Source organism: Geodermatophilus sp. SYSU D01105 (assembly GCF_054050095.1).
Genome location: NZ_JBJGYR010000009.1, coordinates 14,524 through 35,715, shown reverse-complemented (window position 1 = coordinate 35,715; position 21,192 = coordinate 14,524). Strand labels below are relative to the sequence as shown.

Here is a 21,192-nt window from a genome sequence, read left to right as displayed (position 1 = left end):
GGACGGCACGATGGGCACCGTGACGGCAGGGACACGACACCAGGTCTCGCCCTACGCGGTGTTCGACCGCGACTCCTGGCGGGCCCTCGCGGCGGGCACCCGGCTGCCGCTGGACGAGGAGCAGCTGCGCGCGCTGGCCTCGCTGGGCGACCGCATCGACCTCGACGAGGTGGCCACGGTCTACCTGCCGCTGGCCGGGTTGCTGCGGCTGCACGTGGAGGCCAGCCGGCGGCTGTGGGCGGCGCGCAGCGAGTTCCTGGGCGACGCCACGGCCAAGGTCCCCTACGTCATCGCGGTCGCCGGGAGCGTCGCCGTCGGCAAGAGCACCACCTCCCGCCTGCTCCAGACGCTGCTGGCCGCGGGCCCCGGGGCGCCGCGGGTGGACCTGGTCACCACCGACGGGTTCCTGCTGCCCAACGCCGCGCTCGAGGCGCGCGGGCTGCTGGGCCGCAAGGGCTTCCCGGAGAGCTACGACCGGCGGGCGCTGCTGCGCTTCCTGGCCGACGTGAAGTCCGGGCGCGGCGAGGTCAGCGCCCCGCTCTACGACCACCAGTCCTACGACGTCGTCCTCGGAGCGCGGCAGGTCGTCGACCGGCCCGACATCCTCGTCCTGGAGGGGCTCAACGTCCTGCAGGCCGGACGGCGGGCCGACGGCAGCGCGCCCGAGGTCTTCCTCTCCGACTTCTTCGACTTCTCGGTCTACGTCGACGCCGCCGAGGCCGACATCCAGCGCTGGTACGTGGACCGGTTCCTGGCCCTGCGCCGGACGGCGTTCCAGGACAGCTCGGCCTACTTCCACCGGTTCGCCGACCTCACCGACGAGCAGGCCCGGGAGACCGCGCTGGGCATCTGGGCGGCGGTGAACGGACCCAACCTGCGCAGCAACATCGCCCCGACGCGCTCGCGGGCCCGGCTGGTGCTGCAGAAGTCGGCCGACCACGCGGTGCGCCGGGTCCTGCTGCGCAAGATCTGAGCCGGGTCCTGCGCCGGACCCGAGCCGGGTCTCCCCCACCGCGGGGCCCGCTCCCCGCCGGGCGAGAGTTGCCCATCCGGACGGGTGACGTCGTGAGGTGTGTCACCTGACAGGGGTCCGTGGCGCGCGCACACTCGGCGTCGTCCAGTGACCGGACACACACCCTGAGTGACCCCGGCGACGCTCGCCGGGCCGACCGGAGAGATCCCATGTGCTCCCACGTACCGACCTGCCCGGACCCCACCAGCGACCAGCGTGACCTCGCCACCGTCGTCTGCAGCCACCCCGAGCAGGGCTGGAGCCTGCTGTGCAACGGCGTGGTCCTCTTCGACGACGACGGCGAGCTGCTGCCCGACGGCCGCACGGTCGTCGCACACCGCGCCTGGCGGGCACCCGAGCTCGCCGCCTCCTGACCCGCCGGCTCCTCCCCCGTCGTCGCCGGCCCGTGCCGCGCCGCTCCCGCGGCGGACTCTGTTGGGGATAACGGACGAATCGGGGACAGCGGACCACGCCGCGGCGCCCGGTCTCAGGGACCGGGCGCCGCGTGCGGTCGATCGGCGCTCAGGCCTGGGCGCCCGCCGGCACGGCGTCGGCCGCCGTCCCCAGGTCGTCGGGGGCTCCCTCGCTGCGGTCGGGCACCCGCACGGCCGGACCCGGCGCCGGCTCGGGGTCGGCGAACGCCTCCGGCGGCGGGCAGGAGCACACGAGGTTGCGGTCGCCGTAGGCCTGGTCGATCCGGCGGACCGGGCTCAGGTACCCGCGGTCACGCAGCTGCGGGACCGGGAAGACGGCGACCTCGCGGGGGTAGGGCCGGGTCCACTCCCCCGCCACCATGCGCAGCGTGTGCGGTGCGTTGCGCAGCGGGTTGTCGGTCCGGTCGTACTCGCCCGAGGCGACCTTGTCGATCTCCCGGCGGATGGTGACCATCGCCTCGACGAACCGGTCCAGCTCGTCCTGGTCCTCGCTCTCGGTGGGCTCCACCATCAACGTCCCGGCCACGGGGAAGCTCATCGTCGGGGCGTGGAAGCCGAAGTCCACCAGCCGCTTGGCGATGTCGTCGTTGGTGATCCCGGTGGCCTTGGTGAGCGGCCGGATGTCGAGGATGCACTCGTGGGCCACCAGCCCGCCGGCCCCGGTGTAGAGCACCGGGTAGTGCTCGCGCAGCCGGGCGGCCAGGTAGTTGGCCCCCAGGATGGCGTGCTCGGTGGCCCGGGTCAGCCCGTCGGGGCCCATGAGCCGCAGGTAGGCCCAGGAGATGGGCAGGATGCCGGCCGACCCCCACGGCGCGGCCGACACCGTCGGTCCGTCCGAGCCGGTGTCCACGAGCGGGTGCCCGGGCAGGAACGGCACCAGGTGCTCGCGGACGCCGATCGGCCCCACGCCCGGCCCGCCGCCGCCGTGCGGGATGCAGAAGGTCTTGTGCAGGTTGAGGTGGCTGACGTCGGAACCGAACCGGCCCGGCCGGGCGAGGCCGACCATCGCGTTGAGGTTGGCGCCGTCGACGTAGACCTGGCCGCCGGCGTCGTGCACCGCGGCGCAGATCGACTGGATCTCGGTCTCGAACACCCCGTGCGTCGACGGGTAGGTGATCATGATCGCGGCCAGCCGGTCGGCGTGCTGGCCGATCTTGCCCCTCAGGTCGGCGACGTCGACGTTGCCCGCCTCGTCGCAGGCCACCACGACCACCCGCATGCCGGCCATGACCGCGCTCGCGGCGTTCGTGCCGTGCGCCGAGGACGGGATGAGGCACACGTCGCGGTGCTCCTCGCCGCGGGAGCGGTGGTACCCGCGGATGGCCATCAGCCCGGCGAACTCCCCCTGCGAGCCGGCGTTGGGCTGCACGCTGACCGCGGCGTAGCCGGTGATCTCGGCCAGCGCGGTGCACAGCTCGTCGATCAGCTGCCGGAAGCCGCGCGCCTGCCCGGCGGGGGCGAAGGGGTGCAGCTGGGCGAACTCCGGCCAGCTGATCGCCGCCATCTCGACCGCGGAGTTCAGCTTCATCGTGCACGAGCCCAGCGGGATCATCGTGCGGTCCAGGGCGAGGTCCTTGTCCGACAGCGACCGCAGGTACCGCATGAGCGCGGTCTCCGAGCGGTGCGCGGAGAACACCGGGTGGGTGAGGAACGGCGTGCGACGGCGCAGCTCGGCGGGCAGCGCGTCGGCGCCGGCGTCCTCCAGCGCCGCGTCATCCGCACGGACGCCGAAGGCCTCGGCCACCGCGCGCAGGACCTCCGGCGTCGTCGTCTCGTCGCAGGCCACCCCGACGGTGTCGGCGTCGACCAGCCGCAGGTTGATCCGCCGGTCGGCCGCGGCAGCGACCACCTCGGCGGCGCGGCCGGGCACGCGGGCCTGCACGGTGTCGAAGAAGCGGTCGTGGACGACGTCCACCCCGCCGGCCCGCAACCAGGTCGCCAGCGCCTGCGCGCTGCGGTGCACGCGGGCGGCGATGGCGGTGAGCCCCTCGGCCCCGTGGTAGACGGCGTAGGCACCGGCCATGACGGCCAGCAGCACCTGGGCGGTGCAGATGTTGCTCGTGGCCTTCTCCCGCCGGATGTGCTGCTCGCGGGTCTGCAGCGCCAGCCGGTAGGCGACGTCGCCGTCGGCGTCCACCGACACCCCGACCAGCCGGCCGGGCAGCTGGCGGGCCAGCCCCTCGCGCACCGACAGGTACCCGGCGTGCGGGCCGCCGTAGCCCATGGGGACGCCGAACCGCTGGCTGGTGCCGCAGGCGACGTCGGCGCCCCACTCCCCCGGCGCCTCCAGCAGGGTGAGGGCGAGCAGGTCGGCGGCCACGACCACGGCCGCGCCGGCCTCGTGCGCGGCGGCGGCCAGCGCCCGGTGGTCCCGGACGGCGCCGCTGGCCCCGGGGTAGGACAGCAGCACGCCGAACGCTCCGGCCTCGGGCAGGTCGGCCGGCCACCCGGCGGACAGGTCGGTGACGTGCAGCCGGATGCCCAGCGGCTCCGCGCGGGTCTGCAGGACGGCCAGCGTCTGCGGCAGCGTGTCGGCGTCGACGACGAAGACCGCGTCCGGCTTCGCCCGTCCCGCCCGCCGGACGAGGGTCATCGCCTCGGCGGCCGCGGTGGCCTCGTCGAGCATGGACGCCCCGGCCACCGGCAGCCCGGTGAGGTCGGCGACCATCGTCTGGAAGTTGATCAGCGCCTCGAGCCGGCCCTGGCTGATCTCGGGCTGGTAGGGCGTGTAGGCGGTGTACCAGGCGGGGTTCTCCAGGATGGTCCGCGAGATGACCGCCGGCGTGACCGTCCCGGAGTACCCCAGGCCGATCATCGAGGTGTAGACGTCGTTGGCCGCGGCGCGTTCGCGCAGCAGCCGCAGCACGGTGGCCTCGTCGGCGGCCGGCGGGAGGTCCATCGGCGTCCGGTCACGCACCCCCTCGGGCACGGCGGCGTCGACCAGCGACCGGAGCGAGGGGTGGCCGACGGCGGCGAGCATCGCCTCGGTCTGGTCGGCCCGCGGGCCGATGTGCCGGCCGGCGAAGGACCCGGCGGGGTCCAGGGAGCTCAGTGCGGGAAGGGGCTCACGGGCACGGTCCGCCATTACCACGACGCTACCAGCGCGCCGTCCGCGTCAGCCGGACCGCCCGGGGCGACGACGCTGGGACGGGAGCCGCCCCGCGAGGCCGGTCAGCCGAGCGGGGCCGGAGGCCCCCCGAGGCAGGCCGGGGAACGGCTCCACACGGCCGGGGGACGGCACCTGGCTGCGGTCGTCGTCCGGAGGACGACGGTGCGATCGCCTCAGCCGGCGGCGCGGCGACGACGGCGCAGTGAGAGCTCGTCGTCGGCGGGGTGCACCGGGCCGCCGTCGAGGCGCTCGGCGGGGAGCTCGGCGATGTCACCGGAGAGCTCGCGCAGCGCACCGGAGACGGCGATGCCGAAGACACCCTGGCCGCCGGCGAGCAGGTCGACGACCTCTTCGGCGGAGGTGCACTCGTACACCGTCGCGCCGTCGGAGAAGAGGGTGACGTTGGCGAGGTCCTTGATGCCGCGGTTGCGCAGGTGGTCGACGGCCTTGCGGATGTTCTGCAGGGACACCCCGGTGTCCAGCAGCCGCTTGACGACCTTCAGCACGAGGATGTCGCGGAAGGAGTACAGCCGCTGTGTCCCGGACCCGGTGGCACTGCGCACCGACGGCGCGACCAGTCCGGTACGGGCCCAGTAGTCCAACTGGCGGTAGGTGATGCCGGCAGCGGCACACGCCGTCGGGCCGCGGTACCCGACGAGGTCGGTGTCGACCTCGTCGTAGGACGGTGCCCCGACGGCGGCGTCGCTGAAGAGCTGACCCTGGGAGCCCTTGCTCTGGTCGCTCACGTCAGCGTCCTCCTCTGCGTCCCGCAGCACCTCACCGCGGGGACCCCGGTGGTCCACACTGTCACGTCACTGCACGTCCGAGCCGTGTCGAGTCCCATGTGTCACACCGGTGTTGTTCGCCGACCGTAAGCCGGGGCCAGGGGTCGGTCAACTGAGGCGAGCGGCGTGTCGCTGCACTCACCCATCAGAGGGGTATCGGCAGGTCTGGACCTCTCCTTGAGTCCAGACGCAGGGTGAGCAGGCAGCCTCAGGGAGTGCCGCCGGAGCCGGATCCGGCTCCGAAGTCCTCCGGGGAGATCTGGTCCAGGAACTCCCGGAACTTCTCCACCTCGTCCTCCTGCTCGTCGGGGATCTCGATCCCGACCTCGTCGAGCAGGTCCTCGGCGCCGAAGATGGGCGCGCCGGTGCGGACGGCGAGGGCGACGGCGTCCGAGGGGCGGGCGCTGACCACCCGCTCGTCGCCGAACACCAGCTCGGCGATGTAGATGCCGTCGCGCATCTCGGTGATGTTGACCGCCTCGAGCGTGGCGCCCAGCGCGCGCACGACGTCCTTGAGCAGGTCGTGGGTCATCGGCCGGGCCGGCCGCACCCCCTGCTGCTCGAACGCGATCGCGGCGGCCTCCACCGCGCCGATCCAGATGGGCAGGTACCGCTCCCCCTGCGTCTCCTTGAGCAGCAGGATCGGCTGGTTCCCGGGCAGCTCGACCCGGACCCCGACGACTCTCAGTTCCTGCACGGGAGGGCTCCCTCAGCTGCGGCCCGGACGGGCGGTGGATCGGTTCTGGCGGCTGGTGGACGGATCGGCGCACCGGCCCGGGGGCTCGGGGACCGACCCGGACCACGGTACGCCCGAGTCAGGGACGCAGGAGGTCCCGCAGGCGCGCCTCCAGCAGGGCTCCGTGCAGCTGCGCCGAGAGGGTGGCCAGCTCGCGGAGCTTCTCGGTGGCCCGGGTCCGGGCCTCCTCCGACCGGGCGCGCAGCACCGGCGCGACCAGCTGCTCGACCAGCCCGGCCTCGCGCTCGGCGCCGTTCTGGTAGACGCGCAGGTGGCGCGGCTCGATGCCGTGCCGGGCCAGGCCCGCCGCCGCACGGGCGATCGGCAGGTCCGCCGCGGCGTGGCGCCCCTCGGCGTCCGGGGCGAGCAGGCCGAACTGCACGCAGGCGGCGAGCTGTCCCGGCTCCAGGCCGGCCGCCTGCGCGAACTGCTCCGGCGGCAGGCTGCCGGCCTCGGCCCCCTCGGTCGGCGCCTCGGCCGCCGGGGCCCCGGCCCCGGGCAGCGGCTCGCCGCGGTCGAGCGCGTCGAGGTGCTCCTTGATGACCCGCAGCGGCAGGTAGTGGTCGCGCTGCGCGGCCAGGACGTACCGCAGCCGGGCCACGTCGGCCGAGGAGAACTTCCGGTAACCCGACGGCGTGCGCTGCGGGTGGACGAGGTCCTCGGACTCCAGGTACCGGATCTTGCTGATCGTCACGTCGGGGAAGTCGTCGCGGAGGACGGTCAGCACCTCCCCGATGGTGAGGCGAGGGGCGTGCTGGTCGTCGGCGTCCCCGAACGCACTCGCGCGCGAGGTCACCGCGGTCACCCTGCCGTCGCTGCCGCGGGGACCGGGTCCCCGTCCGGGAGCGAGCCCGCCGGCGCCGTCACGAGCGAGGTGCGGGCTCGCCCGTGCGCGGACCGGTGAGGTACACCAGCCGGAACTTGCCGATCTGCACCTCGTCGCCCCCGGCGAGGGTCGCGACGTCGACCGGCTCGCGGTTGACGTAGGTGCCGTTCAGGCTGCCGACGTCGTGCACGGAGAACCCACCGCCCTCGCGGTGGAACTCCACGTGCCGGCGGCTGACGGTGACGTCGTCGAGGAAGATGTCGCTGTCGGGGTGCCGGCCGGCGGTGGTCACGTCCTGGTCGAGCAGGAAGCGGCTGCCCGCGTTCGGTCCGCGCTTGACGACCAGCAGCGCCGACCCGGCCGGGAGCGACTCGATGGCGCCAGCGTGGGCGTCGGCCTCGGTGACCTCCGGCGTCTCCGCGGAGTCCTCGCCACCGACCTTGGGGATGACGCTGGTGGACTCGCCGATCCGCTCCTGGGACAGCGCCGCGCCGCACTGCGCGCAGAAGCGACTGCCCTCGGGGTTGTTGTGGCCACAACGAGTGCAGTGCACGTCTGTCTCCTCCGGTGCAGGGGGTGGCACCGCCGCGGACCTGGGGTCGTCGGGCGGCCGGCAGACGACGGGCCGGACGGCCCGTCGCGGGTCGGCCGCCGTGTGGGTCACGGCGGGCCGTGGGTCATGGAACCAGCGGCCGACCCGAGGGTCAACCGAGGGTCCAGGGTGAGGCTGGCGTCGCCCTCAGCGGGCGGCGCGGCCCCTCGCCCCCGGGAAGCATAGTGATCGCCGTCGGGGCGCAGGCGGGTCAGGGGACCGGCTCGCCGACGGGTCCTCGCCGCGGCGCCGGAGGACGGGCCGGACCCGCCGGCGGGCTCAGGAGGCGTCGACGAGCGCCTGGTAGGCGGCGGCGTCCAGCAGGGCCTCGGTGGGGTCGCCGGCTCCCTCCGGGAGGGCGATCTCCACCAGCCAGCCGGCGCCGTAGGGGTCGGCGTTGATGGTCTCCGGCGCGTCGGCCAGCGCCTCGTTGACCGCCGCGACCACCCCCGCGACCGGCGAGTAGACGTCCGACACCGACTTGGTGGACTCCACCTCGCCGATGGGGTTGCCCGGCGCCACCTCGTCACCCACCTGCGGCAGCTGCACGAACACGATGTCGCCCAGCGCGTCCTGGGCGTGGTCGGTGATCCCCACCCGGACGACGGACGCCGCGCCCTCCCCGTCCTGGAGCAGGGCCCACTCGTGCTGCTCGGTGTAGCGGCGGTCGTCGGGGGTGGTCATGCGGCGTCGTCTCCAGACGTGGGTGGGGTGGTGGCCGGCCGGGGTCAGTCGTCGTCGGCGTCCGGCGAAGCGTATTGAGGCGTGTCGAGGGGCCGCAACGCGTCCACGACGACCCGGTCGGACTGGGTGATCTCCACCGAGCCGCCCTGGCGGCCGACCCGGTCCACCACGCCGCCGGGGATGCTCATCGCGGTCTCCATGTCCTGCGGGGAGCCGATGACGACGAACTCGTACGGGCTGGTCACCGGCTGCCCGTCCACGCGCAGCGCCCCCGGCTCGCCGGTGACCGCCGTGGACACCCCGACCCGGACGCCGTCGATCTCCATGGTCTCCGCACCGGCCCCGCGCAGCTCCTGGACCGCGTCGAGCAGGTCGGCGACCCGCACCTGGCCCTCGGGGTCGCGGATGTCCATGACCAGGCCGGGCCCCTGCGCGGCGACCGTGCCGTTGAGGATGCCGAGGGCCTCGGCCCGCTGCCGGGCCTCCTCCAGGGCGGCCTCGGACTGGCTGTCGGAGTTGTTCAGGTCCCGCAGCGCGGCCCGCTGGTCGGCGATCTGGGCGCGCAGCCGGTCCTCGCTGGCGTTGAGCTCGTCGAGGATGCGCACCAGGTCCTCCTCGCGCGCGCCGGCGAGGTCCTCGTCGGTGCCGGTGTTGCGCACCTGGACGGCGAAGGCGAACCCCAGCAGCAGGGTGAGGACGCCGATGAGCAGCGCCGCCAGGGGATCCCGCCGGCGCCTGCGCGCGGCAGCCGGTGCGGCCGGCTGCGGCTCCCCCGTCGCGCCGTCCGGCTCCCGCGGCTCCGGCGGGGCGCCGGCCGCCTCGCCGTCCACCGCGGCCGGGGGCTCGCCCCCACCGGCGGCCGTCGCACCGGGCGCGGGCGCGGCGGCCGGTTCCGGCGGGACGGCGTCGGCCGACGGCGCCGCGTCGCCGGGAGAGCCGGGGTCGCCGGGAGAGCCGGGGTCGCCGGGGTCGCCGCCGGACGAGCCGTCGGCGGCGCGCTCGACGGCGGCCTCCGGCGACGGCGGCGGGGCGTCGTCCGGGACCGGGGCGTCCGGCCCGGGAACCGGGCGGTCGTCGCCGCTCATGCCCGGAACACGTGCCGCCGGATGGCGGCGGCGTTGCCGAAGATGCGGATGCCGAGGACCACGACGACCGCGGTGGACAGCTGGGCGCCCACGCCCAGCTGGTCGCCGAGGAAGACGATCAGCGCCGCCACGACCACGTTCGAGACGAAGGAGATGACGAACACCTTCGCGTCGAAGATGCCGTCGAAGCGGGCGCGCACGCCGCCGAACACCGCGTCGAGGGCGGCGACCACGGCGATCGGCAGGTAGGGCTGCAGCCACAGCGGGACGGTCGGGTCGAACACCAGCCCGAGGACGACACCGACCGCGAGGCCGAGGATGGGGATCACGGTCAGCCTCCCGGGCTGGGCTCGGGAGCCGGCGCGGCGGGCTCCTCGGACACCGGGGTGGCGGAACGGAGCTCCAGCGAGCTCCCGGCGGGCAGGGACAGCTCGTCCTCCTGGGCGAACTCGAAACGCAGACCGAACGACTCGGAGATCGAGGCGAGCGCCACGACCTCCGGGCTGGCCAGGAAGCGGGACCGCAGGGTGTCCGGGTCGCCGATGGCGCTGACCAGGTAGGGGTTGGTGACCGGACGGAAGTCGACGAGGACGGCCTCGCCGGCGAACCGGATGGCGGTGGCCGGGCCCAGCCGCCGGTCGTTGATGCTGATCGCCTCGGCGCCGGCCGCCCACAGGGCGTTGACCACCACCTGCAGGTCGCCGTCGTGCACCTGCCCGCGGGGGTCCTCCTCCCCCGCCCCGCCCACCGGGTCGGCGTCGGCGTCGGGCTCGGCGTCGGCCAGGGTGACCAGCAGACCCGGGCCGGTCACCGGCACGACGGCGGCGGCCGCCTCGGCGGCGGCCAGCTCGTCGCGCGCCCGCTGCCCGACCGTCGTGGCGGCGAGCGCGTCGTCGCGGGCGGCGGAGAGGTCGGCGCGCAGCTGCTCGAGCTGCGCGGTCAGGTCGTCGTTGGTCCGCGACTCCTGCGCGATGTCGGCGACCAGCGCCTCGCGCACCTCCTCGCGGCCCTGCGCCCCGGCGGCGGCCTGGTCGTAGGTGACCGCCGCGAGGACGCCGGCGACGGCGAGGACGAGGGCGACCGCCACCTGCCCCCGGCGCCGCCGCGACGCCGGCGGCACGCCCTCGGCCGCCGCACGGGCCGCCCGGGCCTCGGCGGCCTGGCGGTAGGCGGGGTCGAGGGTCTCGGCCAGCACCTGGTCGAGCAGGGAGGCGCCCAGCGAACGCGGTCCACCGCCGCGCTGCAGGGTGGAGGTCACGGCGCGGCTCCGGCGACGGCCCGCTCGGCGCGCACGATGCCGACCACCTGGACGACGTAGAACAGGCCGGCCAGGACGTAGAGCGTCCCGCCCCAGATGGTGAACGCGTACGCGATCGGCTGGGCCACCGCGACCACCGGCCCGTCGCCGTCGGCGAGCAGCAGCAGGGGGAAGGCGTAGAGCAGGTTGAACGTCGCCGCCTTGCCCAGGTAGTGCACCTGCAGCGGCGGGTAGCCGTACCGGCGCAGCACCAGCAGCATCAGCCCGAGCACCACCTCGCGGCCGATGAGGACGGCGACCACCCAGAACGGGACGACGTCGCGCAGCACGAACGCGACCAGCGTGGCGACGATGTAGAGCCGGTCGGCGGCCGGGTCGAGCAGGGCACCGAGCCGGCTGGACTGGCCCAGCGCCCGGGCGATCTTCCCGTCGGCCCAGTCGCTGAGGCCCGCGAGCGCGAGCACGAGCACCGCCCAGCCGTCGGCGTGCGGGCCCAGCAGCAGCCAGAGGAACAGCGGCACGCCGAGCAGGCGCAGCACCGACAGGGCGTTGGGGACGGTCCAGACCCGGTCGGGCAGCTCGTTGCGGTCGGCGACGACCGGCGGGTCGGGCACGGGCCCGCCGGCGAGGGGAGCCGGGGCAGCCGCCCACGGCCCGTTGGACGACGTCACGTGACCTCCACCCCGCTGAACACCGCCTGCGAGGCTAGTGCGTTCCGCCGACGGTCCTCCGGGCGGCGCACCGGGACGACCGTGCTCCCCGGCTCCCTCCGCGTCGGGCCCCTGGGTGGGATCCGCTCCTAGGCCGGCACCGCCGCGAGCGAGGGCGGCGCCGGCTCGTACCCCAGCGGCCGGCGGGTGAAGCCGCCGGTGCCGTGGGAGACCGAGCGCAGCGCACCGGCGTAGGTCAGCAGCTCGACCTCGGGCACCTCGGCGCGCACCGTCGTCCGGTCGCGGTCGGGATCGGCGTCGCTGCCGGTGACCCGCGCCCGCCGGGAGGACAGGTCGCTCATCACCGCGCCCACGTACTCCCCGGGCACCACCACCTCGACCTCGCACCAGGGCTCGAGCACCCGGGTGCCGGCGGCGGCGACCGCCTCGCGCAGCGCCAGCGCGCCGGCCGCCTGGAACGCCGCGTCGGAGGAGTCCACCGAGTGGGCCTTGCCGTCGACGAGGGTGAGGTGGACGTCGACGATCGGTCGGTCCCCCGAGACACCGCGCTCGGCCTGGGCGCGGATGCCCTTCTCCACGCTGCCGTGGAACTGGCTGGGCACGGTGCCGCCGACGATCCGCTGCTCGAACACCACGCCCGACCCCGGCGGCCCCGGCTCGGCCTCGACGACGACGATCGCGTACTGCCCGTGCCCGCCAGACTGCTTGACGTGCCGCCCGGTGACCCGGGCCGACCCGGCGAGGGTCTCCACCATCGGGACCCGCACCGGCACGGTCTGCACCGTGACGCCGTGGCGCACCCGCAGCCGTTCCAGGAGCACCTCGGCGTGCGCCTCCCCGACGCACCACAGCAGCAGCTGCCCGGTGTCGGGCCGGCGCTCCAGGCGCACCGTCGGGTCCTCGGCGACCAGCCGGGTGAGCGCGGTGGCAAGCCGGTCCTCGTCGGCCCGGGACGCGGCCTCCAGTGCGACCGGCAGCTGCGGGGTGGGCAGCTCCCACGGCGGGATGAGCCGCGGGTCCTCCGGCGAGGAGAGCGTGTCCCCGGTCTCGGCCGACGTGAGGCGGGCGACGGCGCAGACGTCACCGGCGGGGCAGGACGCGACCGGGCGCAGCGTCGACCCCAGCGGGGAGGAGACCGCGCCGATCCGCTCGTCGACGTCGTGGTCGGGATGGCCGCGGTCGGCCATGCCGTGCCCGGAGACGTGGATCGGGGTGTCCGGCCGCAGGGTGCCGGAGAAGACCCGCACCAGCGAGACCCGGCCCAGGTAGGGGTCGGTCGTGGTCTTGACGACCTCGGCCACCAGCGGGCCGTCGGGGTCGCAGGACAGCGGGGGTGCCTTCGAGCCGTCGGGCCGGGTGACCGGCGGGCAGCCGTGCTCCATCGGGCAGGGAAAGCCGTTGACCAGCAGGTAGAGCAGCGAGTCGATGCCGATGCCCTGCAGCGGGGCGGCGCAGAGCACGGGGTGGAAGTGGCCGCGCGCGACCGCGGTCTCCAGGTCGCTCATGAGGTCGCCCTGGACCAGCTCGTCGCCGGCGAGGTAGCGCTCCATCAGCGCCTCGTCCTCGCTCTCGCCGATGATGCCCTCGATCAGCTCGCTGCGGAGCCGGTCGGCGTCCGGGGCCTGCGCGCCGGGCTGCAGCAGGTTGACCAGCCCGGAGACGGCACCGTCGGGCCCCCGCTCGACGAGGTGGACGGGGTAGACGCCCTCGCCGAGCATCGTCTGGCACAGCCGGACGGTCTCCTCGACGTCGGCGCGGGCGCGGTCGAGCTGGGTGACGACCACCGCGCGCGGCATGCCGATCGCCGCGCACTCCTCCCACAGCTGCACGGTGCCGGCGTCGACGCCGTTGACCGCGGAGACGACGAACAGGGCGGCGTCGGCGGCGCGCAGCCCGGCCCGCAGCTCGCCGACGAAGTCCGGGGACCCGGGCGTGTCGAGCAGGGTGATCCGGTGGTCGGCGTGCTCGACGGTGGCCACGCCGAGCGACACCGACCGCTGCTGCCGGACCTCCACCTCCTCGTTGTCCAGGCACGTGGTGCCCTCCTCCACCCGACCGGCCCGCGGGATCGCCCCGGTGGCGACCAGCAGGGCCTCGGCGAGGGTGGTCTTGCCCGCGCCCGCGTGGCCGACGAGGGCCACGTTGCGCACCCTCTCGGCGGGCCGCGGGGCGGGGGCGGGCCCGGTGTCCTTGGCCACGGGCTCAGCCGTTCGCCGGCTCGGGGACGACGGCGCACGAGCCCGCGGCCGGGTGGAAGACCCCGGTGTGCCCGTCGGGGTCCCACTGGACGACGTAGGGCGGACTCCCGCCCTGACCGCGCACCTCGAGCACCCTGCCGGTGCGCTCCGGCTCTCCCTGGTGGGTGGAGTGGACGACGATCCTGTCCCCGACGCGTGCTTCCACGGCGACCTCCCGGCGACTGACCCGGTGTGTGTTGTGCCTCACAGCCTGCCCGGGGGCCGGGGGCCGATCAAGGGGCCCGGGTCTGTTCGGCAGCGTCGACCGCGGCGGTGTGGCCGGCGATGGCCTCGGCCAGCGGACCGACCACGGCGGCCGGCAGGGCGTGGCCCATCCCGGGGACGGTGACCAGCCGGGCGGAGCCGATGACCTGCGCGAGGTGTGCCGCGTGCGGCGGCGGGTTGACCGGGTCCAGCGGCGCCTCGACGACCAGCGTCGGCACCCGGACGGCGGCCAGCTCGGCTCCGCGGTCGAGGCCGGACTGGTCGGCGAGCGCGTGGGCCACCGGGCCGCGGGAGGTGCCGCTGTGGGCGACCACCCGCTCCTCGAGCGCCCGGAACTCCGCCGGGTCGAACGGCACGCCGTCCCCCGCCAGCAGCCGCCAGTGCTCGACCCGCCAGGCCAGCTCGGCGTCGGTGTCCCGCTCCTCCCCCATCGACGCCCAGTACGCCAGCAGCCGGGGGTCGGGCCCGGGCAGGTCGCTCTCGCCCGCGACGTCGGCCAGCCCGGTGCCGAGCGCGGAGGTGCAGAGGAGGGTGGCGCTGCGCAGCCGGTCGGGGGCGTCGAGCAGCAGCAGCTGGACCAGCGTGCCGCCCATCGACATGCCGACCACGTGCGCCCGCTCGATGCCGAGCGCGTCGAGGACCCGGACGGCGTCGGTGGCGAGGTCCCGGACGGCGTAGGGCCGCTGCTCGAAGGCGCGCGTCGAGCGGCCGGTGTCGCGGTGGTCGTACCGGACCACCCGGTGCCGGCGGGCGAGCCGGTCGACCAGCGCGTCGGGCCACGTGATGCCGCTGGCGTTGGCCCCCATGACCAGCAGCAGCGGCGTCGCCGTGCCCTCTCCCCCACCCGCCCCGCCGCGCTCCTCGGCCCACAGCTCGACGTCCGGCGCCACGGGGATCCGGTGTTCCACGACGTCCACCCTGACCGCCGGGCGACCGGTCCGTCGACCCGGTTTCGGCGGGGCCCATGCTGGAGGACATGACGAGCAGCGCGCACGCGGCCGGCCGGGACCAGGAGTCGCAGCGGGCGCACGCCGTCCCCCGGGAGGCCGCGGACGGGCCACCGCCGTGGGTGGCGGTCTGTGGCACCCCGGTCGCCGTCGTCCAGGGGAGCTGGAGCGGGCGGCGCGGCCTGGGCTCGGCCGACCCGTGCCCGGAGTGCGCGCGGCTGGCCGGGTCCTGACCGGCCGGCTCAGCGGGCCGGGCCGAGGACGAACGCCAGCGCGAGCAGCCCGACGACGACCCCGCTGAGGGCCAGGGCCGCGATCGACAGCCCGCCGGCGCGCACGGCCGGGAGGTCCGCGCCCGCTCCGGGGGACCCGACGGCGGCCCGGTACCTCCGCTGCGCGGCGACGGCCACGGCCACGGCCTGCACCAGGCCCACCCCCGCCACCGCGACGGCCACGGCGCCGACCACCGGCGCGGCCAGGCGGCCGGCACCCACCGCGCCCACGGCCAGGGCCAGGGCCGTGCGCCGCCAGGCCAGCGCGGTGCGCTCGGCCTGCAGGCCGGCGTTCCCGCCGCGGCCGGAGAGCGCACTCACCGCACCACCAGGCCGAGCAGCAGGAGGACGCCCGCGGCGAGCGTGCCGGCGGCGATGAGCGGGGACAGCCGGGGCGCCGGCAGCGGCCGCCCCAGGCGCATCGCCCGCTCGGTGGCGACCCAGCCCCACCACGCCTGGAGTGGCGCCAGGACCGCCAGGCCGACCAGCACGAGGGCGCAGGCCAGGCGCAGCCCGGCCGAGGGCGGGATCTCCAGCGCCTCCAGCGCCACGCCGGCCGCGGCCAGCGCCAGGGACGTGCGGATCCACGCGAGGAAGGTCCGCTCGTTGGCCAGGCTGAACCGGGGGTCGGGCTCCTCCCCCTGCCCGTAGACCGCCCGCGGGAAGCGGCCGCGCGGCCGCGCTCCGCTCACCGGTCGAGGTGCCGAGATGGGTGGTCCACGCGGCCGATCCTGCACCCCCCGCGCCGGCCCGCCGCCCGGACATCCGCAGGGGGGACCCCGTCGCAGGACCGGGCGGCTCGCGGCCGACCCGTGACGCAGCGTCACGAGCAGAGCCCAGGATGCCGGGGTGACCAGGACTGCGCCGCGGCGGACGGCCCACAGCTCGGTGGCGGCGAGGGTCGTCCGGTCGGTGGGCGTCTCGCGGCGCTGACCGGGTTCGCCACCGTCGGGTCCTCCGAGGACGGCCGGGACCCCTCCCCGCGGTCGGGGCACGGCTCCGCCGGACCCTGGGGACCGGCGGCGCGCACGCCGGGGACCGGGGGCCGCCACCGGGCGGGGGTCGGTGCCAGGCTGCACCCGTGACCAGCCTCGACGACGTCGCGGCCCTCGCCGCGAGCGAGTCCCACCTCGCCGTCGTGTCCACGGTCCGGGCGGACGGGACCATCCAGGCCTCGGTGGTGAACGCGGGGGTGCTCCCCCACCCCGCGACCGGGCAGCCGGTCCTGGGCTTCGTGACCTACGGCCCGGTCAAGCTGACCAACCTGCGCGCCCGCCCCCAGGTCGCCGTGACCGTCCGGCACGGCTGGCAGTGGGCGACGGCCGAGGGCCGCGCGGAGCTGGCCGGGCCCGACGACCCCCGGCCCTGGCTGACCGACCCCGAACGGCTGCGGCTGCTGCTGCGCGAGGTGTTCACCGCGGCCGGCGGCCGGCACGACGACTGGGCCGAGTACGACCGGGTCATGGCCGAGCAGCGGCGCACCGCCGTCCTCGTCGAGCCGGTGCGGGTCTACGGCGTCGGGTGAGCTCCGCCGCCGTGGGTCACTCGTCGAACACGAGGGCCGCGGTGTCACGACGCAGCGTCTCCCCGCGGAAGAACTCCGGGTGCCGCGACCGCCACAGCAGCATGAGCACTCCCCCGGCCAGCAGCAGGCCGATCCCGATGACGAACACGCTGCCCACCCCGAACACCGACGAGCCGCTGCCGTAGGCCGGGTCGAGGGTGTCGACCGCCGTCTGGACGAAGACGGCGGCCAGCGCCAGGCCGCCCAGCAGCGGCACCACGCCCTTGACCAGCAGGTCGCGGCCGCTGCGGCGCAGCTCGCGGCGGAAGTACCAGACGCAGGCGAAGGCGGTCAGCCCGTAGTAGAAGCAGATCATCAGCCCGAGCGCGTAGATGGTGTCGATGAGGACGTTCTCGCTGATCAGCGTCATGCCCACGTAGAACGCCGCCGTCCCGGCGCCGGCGACCAGCGTGGCGGTCGACGGGGTGAGGAAGCGCGGGTGCACCTGCGCCAGCCGCCGGGGCAGCGCGCCGTAGGTGGCCATGGCCAGCATCGTGCGGGTCGGCGGCAGGAACGTCGTCTGCAGCGAGGACGCCGAGCTGGCGACGACGGCGAGGAACAGCAGGAAGGCCAGCCCCGGGCCCATGACCGGCCCGGCCAGCGCGGCGAAGACGTTGTCGCTGGTGTCCGGGTTGCCCAGGCCCGTGCCCTCGGTGCCGACGCCGGCGTACGCCTGCACCACGATCGCCACGCCCAGGTAGGTGACGATGATGACCAGCATCGTGAGCAGCGCCGCGCGGCCCGGCGTCCGGGCGCTGCCGGTGGTCTCCTCGTTGACCGTCAGGCAGGTGTCCCAGCCCCAGTAGATGAACAGTGACAGGGACAGCCCGGCGGTGAAGGCCGACCACGAGGGGATGGCGGTCGGGTCCAGCCAGGAGGCGTCGAAGGGGGTGCTGCCCGGCGCGTCGCCGGCCTTGGCGATCGCCAGGACGGCGAACAGCGCGAGGACGGCCATCTGGAAGCCGACCAGCACGTACTGCAGCCGCTTGGTGACCTCGACGCCGCGGTAGGTCACCCAGGTGGCCAGCGCGACGAAGGCCACGCAGGTCAGCACGTTGACCAGCGTGTCGTCGCCGAGCGCCGCGACCGACTCCGAGCCGGTGACCTCGCCGAGCAGCAGGTAGAAGAAGGAGACCGCGACCCCGGCCAGGTTCGACAGCACGATGATCGTGGCCAGCAGCGCGCCCCAGCCGCACAGCCAGCCGACGTAGGGGGTGAACGCCTTGGTCGTCCAGGTGAAGGAGGTGCCGCAGTCGGGCGCCTCCCGGTTGAGCTCCCGGTAGGCGTAGGCGACCAGCAGCATCGGCAGGAACCCGGCGAGGAAGACCGCCGGCATCTGCAGCCCCACCTCGGCCACCGTCGGCCCCAGGGTCGCGGTGAGCGCGTAGACCGGCGCGATGCTCGAGATGCCGAGGACCACGCTGGCGAGCAAGCCCACCGAGTTCCTGGACAGGCCCTTGGCCCGGAGGTCGGCGTGGCCGGTCGCCGGCCGCTGGTCCACCGTCATGCGGTCCTCCTCGTCGGCGCCGCCGGGCGGCGCGTCGCGCCCCGGCGGTGTGCCGGGGGTCACACGGGCAGCCAGCCAGGCGGCGGCCCCGCCGGGAAGGGTCCGTGGTGTACACCCGGCGCCGCCGAGGACGACGGTCCGGCACGATCCAGCGCACGGATCCCGGCGTGCCGACTGTTACCGACGACTGTTTCGGGCGCGTGACCGCGACATGGCTTCTGTTTCCGTTGACCGGCCGCGCGCCGGGTGGTGAGCTTCCCGCGGGGCCCCGCGCTCCCCTGCACCGCCCCCGACCCCCCAGGACGACGCACATGCCCCGCTACGGCGCCCAGTACGGGCCCGACATCACCTTCCTCGGCGTCGACCGCTGCGACCTCGGCGACCCGGCGTCCTTCGCCGGGGCCGACGTCGTCGTCCTCGGCGCCCCGTTCGACGGCGGGACCTCGCACCGGCCGGGCACCCGGTTCGGTCCGCAGGCCATCCGGATGACCGACTACCTCCCCCACGACGGCTCGCGGCCCAGCCTGGCGCTGCGCACCGACGGGCTGCGCGACCTGCGGGTGCTCGACGCCGGCGACGTCGAGATGTACTCCGGCGACATCGAGACCGCCCTGCCCGCGCTGGAGGCGGCCGTCGAGACGGTGGCCCGCGCCGGGGCGATCCCGGTCGTCCTGGGCGGGGACCACTCCATCGCCTTCGCCGACGCCAAGGGCGTGGCCAACGTCCTCGGCCACGGCCGGGTGTCGATGATCCACTTCGACGCGCACGCCGACACCGGCGACATCGAGTTCGGCTCGCTGTGGGGGCACGGCCAGCCGATGCGCCGGCTGATCGAGTCCGGCGCGCTGCGCGGCGACCGGTTCCTGCAGATCGGCCTGCGCGGCTACTGGCCCCCGCCGGAGACGCTGGACTGGATGGCCGCCCAGCGGATGCGCTCCTACGAGATGACCGAGATCGGGCACCGCGGCCTGGAGGAGTGCCTGACCGAGGCGTTCGGCACCGCCACCGACGAGTGCGAGGGCGTGTTCCTCTCCGTCGACATCGACGTCTGCGACCCCGGGCACGCGCCGGGCACCGGCACCCCCGAGCCCGGCGGTCTCACCGCCCGGCAGCTGCTGGACTCGGTGCGCCGGATCTGCCTGGAGCTGCCGGTCGTCGGCGTCGACGTGGTCGAGGTCAGCCCGCCCTACGACCACGCCGACATCACCGCGGCCCTGGCCAACCGGGTGGTCCTGGAGGCGCTGTCGGCGATCGCCCGCCGCCGCCGCGACGGCGGCCGCTGGGACCCGTCCCTGCCCCTGCTCGCCGACCGACCCGCTCCGGAGGACACGCCGTGACCGCCCACCCGCTCGACCCGCTGACCGCTGACGAGTTCCGGACCGCGGCGGCGATCCTGCGCCGCGACCGCGGCGTCGACGAGCGTTGGCGGTTCGCCTCCATCGAGCTGCGCGAGCCGGCCAAGGACGTCGTCCGGGCCTTCGCCCCCGGCGACCCGATCCGCCGCGAGGCCCGGGTGACCTGCTGGAGCCGCGACGAGGGGACGCCGTACAAGGCGGTGGTGTCGCTGACCGACGACGCCGTCGTCTCGTGGGAGGCGGTGCCCGGCCAGCAGGCCAACATGACCCTCGACGAGTGGCACGAGGCGCACGAGGCGCTGGTCGAGCACCCGGACGTCGTGGCCGCGCTGAGCCGGCGCGGCATCACCGACCTCGACCTGGTGCTCATCGACACCTGGGCCTACGGCCACTCGCTGATCCCGCAGGGCCTGCAGGACCGCCGCGTCGGGTGGACCGACGTCTGGCGCCGCGCGGTGCCGGGCGGCAACCCCTACGCCAACCCGGTGATGGGCCTGCACTTCGTCGTCGACCTCAACACGATGGAGCTGCTGCACGTCGAGGACTCCCCACCACCGGCGCAGCCGGACGTCATGGGCGAGTACGTGCCCTCCCTGGTGCCGGGCCTGACGCAGCGGACCGACGTGAAGGCGCTGGAGATCACCCAGCCCGAGGGCGTCTCCTTCACCCTCGACGGCCACGAGCTGCGCTGGCAGGGCTGGTCGATGCGGCTGGGGTTCAACCACCGCGAGGGCCTGGTGATCCACCGGGTGGCCTACGACGGGCGCCCCATCGCGCACCGGATGAGCTTCGCCGAGATGGTCGTCCCCTACCGCGACCCCAGCCCCGACCACCACCGGCGGACCGCCTTCGACATCGGCGAGTGGGGGCTGGGCTTCATGACCACCTCGCTGGAGCTCGGCTGCGACTGCCTCGGCGAGATCACCTACGTCGACGCCGTCCTGCACGACAGCCGCGGCGAGCCCTACACGATCACCAATGCCATCTGCCTGCACGAGGAGGACGACGGCGTGCTGTGGAAGCACGTCGACGAGCAGGCCGGCGCGCAGGTGCGGCGCTCGCGGCGGATGGTGGTCTCGTTCCACGCCACGGTGGCGAACTACGAGTACCTGACCTACTGGCGCTTCTACCAGGACGGCACGATCCAGTGCGAGGTCCGGGCCACCGGGATCATGGTCACCAGCTCGTTCGACGAGGAGGCCCCGCCCTACGGCACGGTGGTCGACGAGCGCACCTACGCGCCGATCCACCAGCACTTCGTGGTCGCCCGGCTCGACATGGAGGTCGACGGGCCCGAGAACACCGTCGTCGTCACCGAGAGCGAGGCGCTGCCGGTGTCGGCGGACAACCCGCACGGTCTGGCCGTCGTCACGCGCAGCCGCGCGGTGGAGAGCGAGTCCCAGGGGCGCCTGGACGTCGACTTCGCCACCCAGCGCGCGGTCAAGGTCGTCAACCGGACCAAGACCAACCGGCTGGGGACGGCGCCCGGGTACAAGCTCTACGCCAACTCACCGCTCCCGTCGCTGGCCCACCCGGAGGCGCCGTTCCGGCAGCGGGCGCAGGTCATCGACCACCCGGTGTGGGTCTCCCGCTACGCCGAGGAGGAGCGCTGGCCCGCCGGCGAGTTCTGCAACCAGAGCCGCCGCGACGCGGGGCTGCCGGTCTGGCAGGAGGCCGACCGCCCCCTGGTGGACACCGACCTGGTGCTGTGGCACGTGTTCGGCATCCACCACGTGCCGCGGCCGGAGGACTGGCCGGTCATGCCGGTCGACGTGGTGAGCTTCGAGCTCAAGCCGGTCGGCTTCTTCGACCGCAACCCGGCGCTGGACGTGCCGCCCGCCCCGTCGCGCTGCCACTAGGAGGACCCCCTCGCCCCCCGCCACTCGCGAGCGC

Annotated in this window: 22 protein-coding genes; 6 read left to right on the top strand and 16 right to left on the bottom strand. The window is 75.1% G+C overall.

The genetic code is table 11. The features are described from left to right. The first annotated feature begins 10 nt into the window (after nt 1-10). Nucleotides 11-973 (top strand): type I pantothenate kinase, encoded by a 963-nt coding sequence (gene coaA / locus ACI79I_RS10295; protein ID WP_456992239.1) that lies wholly within the window; start codon nt 11-13, stop codon nt 971-973. 209 nt (nt 974-1,182) lie between these two features. Beyond that, complete coding sequence (locus tag ACI79I_RS10290; protein ID WP_456992238.1) at nt 1,183-1,386, top strand: DUF5999 family protein; 204 nt, start codon at nt 1,183-1,185, stop codon at nt 1,384-1,386. Nucleotides 1,387-1,534: 148 nt separating this feature from the next. Here the strand turns inward: ACI79I_RS10290 and gcvP are convergent, their stop codons facing one another. The 13 genes from gcvP to ACI79I_RS10225 form a co-directional block, all read right to left on the bottom strand. Then, nucleotides 1,535-4,531 (bottom strand): aminomethyl-transferring glycine dehydrogenase, encoded by a 2,997-nt coding sequence (gcvP, locus tag ACI79I_RS10285; RefSeq protein ID WP_456992237.1) that lies wholly within the window; start codon nt 4,529-4,531, stop codon nt 1,535-1,537. A gap of 197 nt (nt 4,532-4,728) precedes the next feature. Next, entirely contained in the window at nt 4,729-5,301 is a 573-nt protein-coding gene (locus ACI79I_RS10280) for a MerR family transcriptional regulator (RefSeq protein WP_456946203.1), read from the bottom strand. Between the two features lie 247 nt (nt 5,302-5,548). Then, a complete protein-coding gene (locus tag ACI79I_RS10275) occupies nt 5,549-6,037 on the bottom strand; it encodes a bifunctional nuclease family protein (protein WP_456946202.1) in 489 nt (162 codons plus the stop codon). Nucleotides 6,038-6,155: 118 nt separating this feature from the next. Further along, nucleotides 6,156-6,872, bottom strand: a complete 717-nt coding sequence (gene ftsR, locus ACI79I_RS10270; protein ID WP_456992236.1) for a transcriptional regulator FtsR — start codon at nt 6,870-6,872, stop codon at nt 6,156-6,158. 67 nt (nt 6,873-6,939) lie between these two features. Beyond that, the gene (odhI, locus tag ACI79I_RS10265; protein WP_456946200.1) at nt 6,940-7,455 is read right to left on the bottom strand and encodes an oxoglutarate dehydrogenase inhibitor Odhl; all 516 of its coding nucleotides are present in this window, start codon (nt 7,453-7,455) and stop codon (nt 6,940-6,942) included. A gap of 318 nt (nt 7,456-7,773) precedes the next feature. Further along, a complete protein-coding gene (gene gcvH, locus ACI79I_RS10260; protein ID WP_456992235.1) occupies nt 7,774-8,178 on the bottom strand; it encodes a glycine cleavage system protein GcvH in 405 nt (134 codons plus the stop codon). A gap of 44 nt (nt 8,179-8,222) precedes the next feature. Then, nucleotides 8,223-9,263 carry a DUF881 domain-containing protein gene (locus tag ACI79I_RS10255; RefSeq protein WP_456992234.1) on the bottom strand — a complete coding sequence of 347 codons (1,041 nt, stop codon included), beginning with the start codon at nt 9,261-9,263 and terminating at the stop codon, nt 8,223-8,225. After that, the gene (locus ACI79I_RS10250; protein WP_456946197.1) at nt 9,260-9,592 is read right to left on the bottom strand and encodes a small basic family protein; all 333 of its coding nucleotides are present in this window, start codon (nt 9,590-9,592) and stop codon (nt 9,260-9,262) included. The genes ACI79I_RS10255 and ACI79I_RS10250 overlap by 4 nt, the downstream gene beginning before the upstream one ends. Nucleotides 9,593-9,594: 2 nt before the next feature. Next, the gene (locus ACI79I_RS10245; protein ID WP_456992233.1) at nt 9,595-10,521 is read right to left on the bottom strand and encodes a DUF881 domain-containing protein; all 927 of its coding nucleotides are present in this window, start codon (nt 10,519-10,521) and stop codon (nt 9,595-9,597) included. Beyond that, a complete protein-coding gene (locus ACI79I_RS10240; RefSeq protein WP_456992232.1) occupies nt 10,518-11,192 on the bottom strand; it encodes a CDP-alcohol phosphatidyltransferase family protein in 675 nt (224 codons plus the stop codon). Before ACI79I_RS10240 ends, ACI79I_RS10245 begins: the two co-directional genes overlap by 4 nt. A 128-nt stretch (nt 11,193-11,320) precedes the next feature. Then, on the bottom strand, nt 11,321-13,390 hold the full coding sequence (locus ACI79I_RS10235) for an elongation factor G-like protein EF-G2 (protein ID WP_456992231.1): 2,070 nt from the start codon (nt 13,388-13,390) through the stop codon (nt 11,321-11,323). A gap of 4 nt (nt 13,391-13,394) precedes the next feature. Next, the gene (locus tag ACI79I_RS10230; protein ID WP_456992230.1) at nt 13,395-13,595 is read right to left on the bottom strand and encodes a DUF1918 domain-containing protein; all 201 of its coding nucleotides are present in this window, start codon (nt 13,593-13,595) and stop codon (nt 13,395-13,397) included. A gap of 67 nt (nt 13,596-13,662) precedes the next feature. Next, nucleotides 13,663-14,562: an alpha/beta fold hydrolase gene (locus ACI79I_RS10225; RefSeq protein WP_456992229.1), complete on the bottom strand. Its 900-nt coding sequence runs from the start codon at nt 14,560-14,562 to the stop codon at nt 13,663-13,665. A 68-nt stretch (nt 14,563-14,630) separates the two neighbouring features. Between ACI79I_RS10225 and ACI79I_RS10220 the strand changes: the two genes are divergently transcribed. Continuing rightward, nucleotides 14,631-14,834: a hypothetical protein gene (locus ACI79I_RS10220; RefSeq protein WP_456992228.1), complete on the top strand. Its 204-nt coding sequence runs from the start codon at nt 14,631-14,633 to the stop codon at nt 14,832-14,834. 9 nt (nt 14,835-14,843) lie between these two features. On the opposite strand, the gene ACI79I_RS10215 is transcribed toward ACI79I_RS10220, so the two are convergent. After that, complete coding sequence (locus ACI79I_RS10215) at nt 14,844-15,194, bottom strand: DUF202 domain-containing protein (RefSeq protein WP_456992227.1); 351 nt, start codon at nt 15,192-15,194, stop codon at nt 14,844-14,846. Further along, nucleotides 15,191-15,565 (bottom strand): YidH family protein, encoded by a 375-nt coding sequence (locus tag ACI79I_RS10210; RefSeq protein ID WP_456992226.1) that lies wholly within the window; start codon nt 15,563-15,565, stop codon nt 15,191-15,193. Before ACI79I_RS10210 ends, ACI79I_RS10215 begins: the two co-directional genes overlap by 4 nt. Nucleotides 15,566-15,954: 389 nt before the next feature. Here ACI79I_RS10210 and ACI79I_RS10205 point away from each other — a divergent pair, with 389 nt between their 5' ends. Continuing rightward, nucleotides 15,955-16,398: a TIGR03618 family F420-dependent PPOX class oxidoreductase gene (locus ACI79I_RS10205; RefSeq protein ID WP_456992225.1), complete on the top strand. Its 444-nt coding sequence runs from the start codon at nt 15,955-15,957 to the stop codon at nt 16,396-16,398. A gap of 16 nt (nt 16,399-16,414) precedes the next feature. Here ACI79I_RS10205 and ACI79I_RS10200 read toward each other — a convergent pair whose 3' ends face one another. Beyond that, nucleotides 16,415-17,944: an APC family permease gene (locus ACI79I_RS10200; protein WP_456992224.1), complete on the bottom strand. Its 1,530-nt coding sequence runs from the start codon at nt 17,942-17,944 to the stop codon at nt 16,415-16,417. 311 nt (nt 17,945-18,255) lie between these two features. On the opposite strand from ACI79I_RS10200, the gene speB reads away from it, so the two are divergent. Beyond that, a complete protein-coding gene (speB, locus tag ACI79I_RS10195) occupies nt 18,256-19,281 on the top strand; it encodes an agmatinase (protein WP_456992223.1) in 1,026 nt (341 codons plus the stop codon). Next, the gene (locus ACI79I_RS10190) at nt 19,278-21,158 is read left to right on the top strand and encodes a primary-amine oxidase (RefSeq protein ID WP_456992222.1); all 1,881 of its coding nucleotides are present in this window, start codon (nt 19,278-19,280) and stop codon (nt 21,156-21,158) included. Before speB ends, ACI79I_RS10190 begins: the two co-directional genes overlap by 4 nt. The last annotated feature ends 34 nt before the right edge of the window (nt 21,159-21,192 follow it).

Coding starts and splice junctions, on each gene's coding strand:
- gcvP (WP_456992237.1), bottom strand. CDS start 4,531: ATGGCGGACCGTGCCCGTGAGCCCCTTCCCGCACTGAGCTCCCTGGAC.
- ACI79I_RS10200 (WP_456992224.1), bottom strand. CDS start 17,944: ATGACGGTGGACCAGCGGCCGGCGACCGGCCACGCCGACCTCCGGGCC.
- ACI79I_RS10290 (WP_456992238.1), top strand. CDS start 1,183: ATGTGCTCCCACGTACCGACCTGCCCGGACCCCACCAGCGACCAGCGT.
- ACI79I_RS10255 (WP_456992234.1), bottom strand. CDS start 9,263: ATGAGCGGCGACGACCGCCCGGTTCCCGGGCCGGACGCCCCGGTCCCG.
- coaA (WP_456992239.1), top strand. CDS start 11: ATGGGCACCGTGACGGCAGGGACACGACACCAGGTCTCGCCCTACGCG.
- gcvH (WP_456992235.1), bottom strand. CDS start 8,178: ATGACCACCCCCGACGACCGCCGCTACACCGAGCAGCACGAGTGGGCC.
- speB (WP_456992223.1), top strand. CDS start 18,256: ATGCCCCGCTACGGCGCCCAGTACGGGCCCGACATCACCTTCCTCGGC.
- ACI79I_RS10220 (WP_456992228.1), top strand. CDS start 14,631: ATGACGAGCAGCGCGCACGCGGCCGGCCGGGACCAGGAGTCGCAGCGG.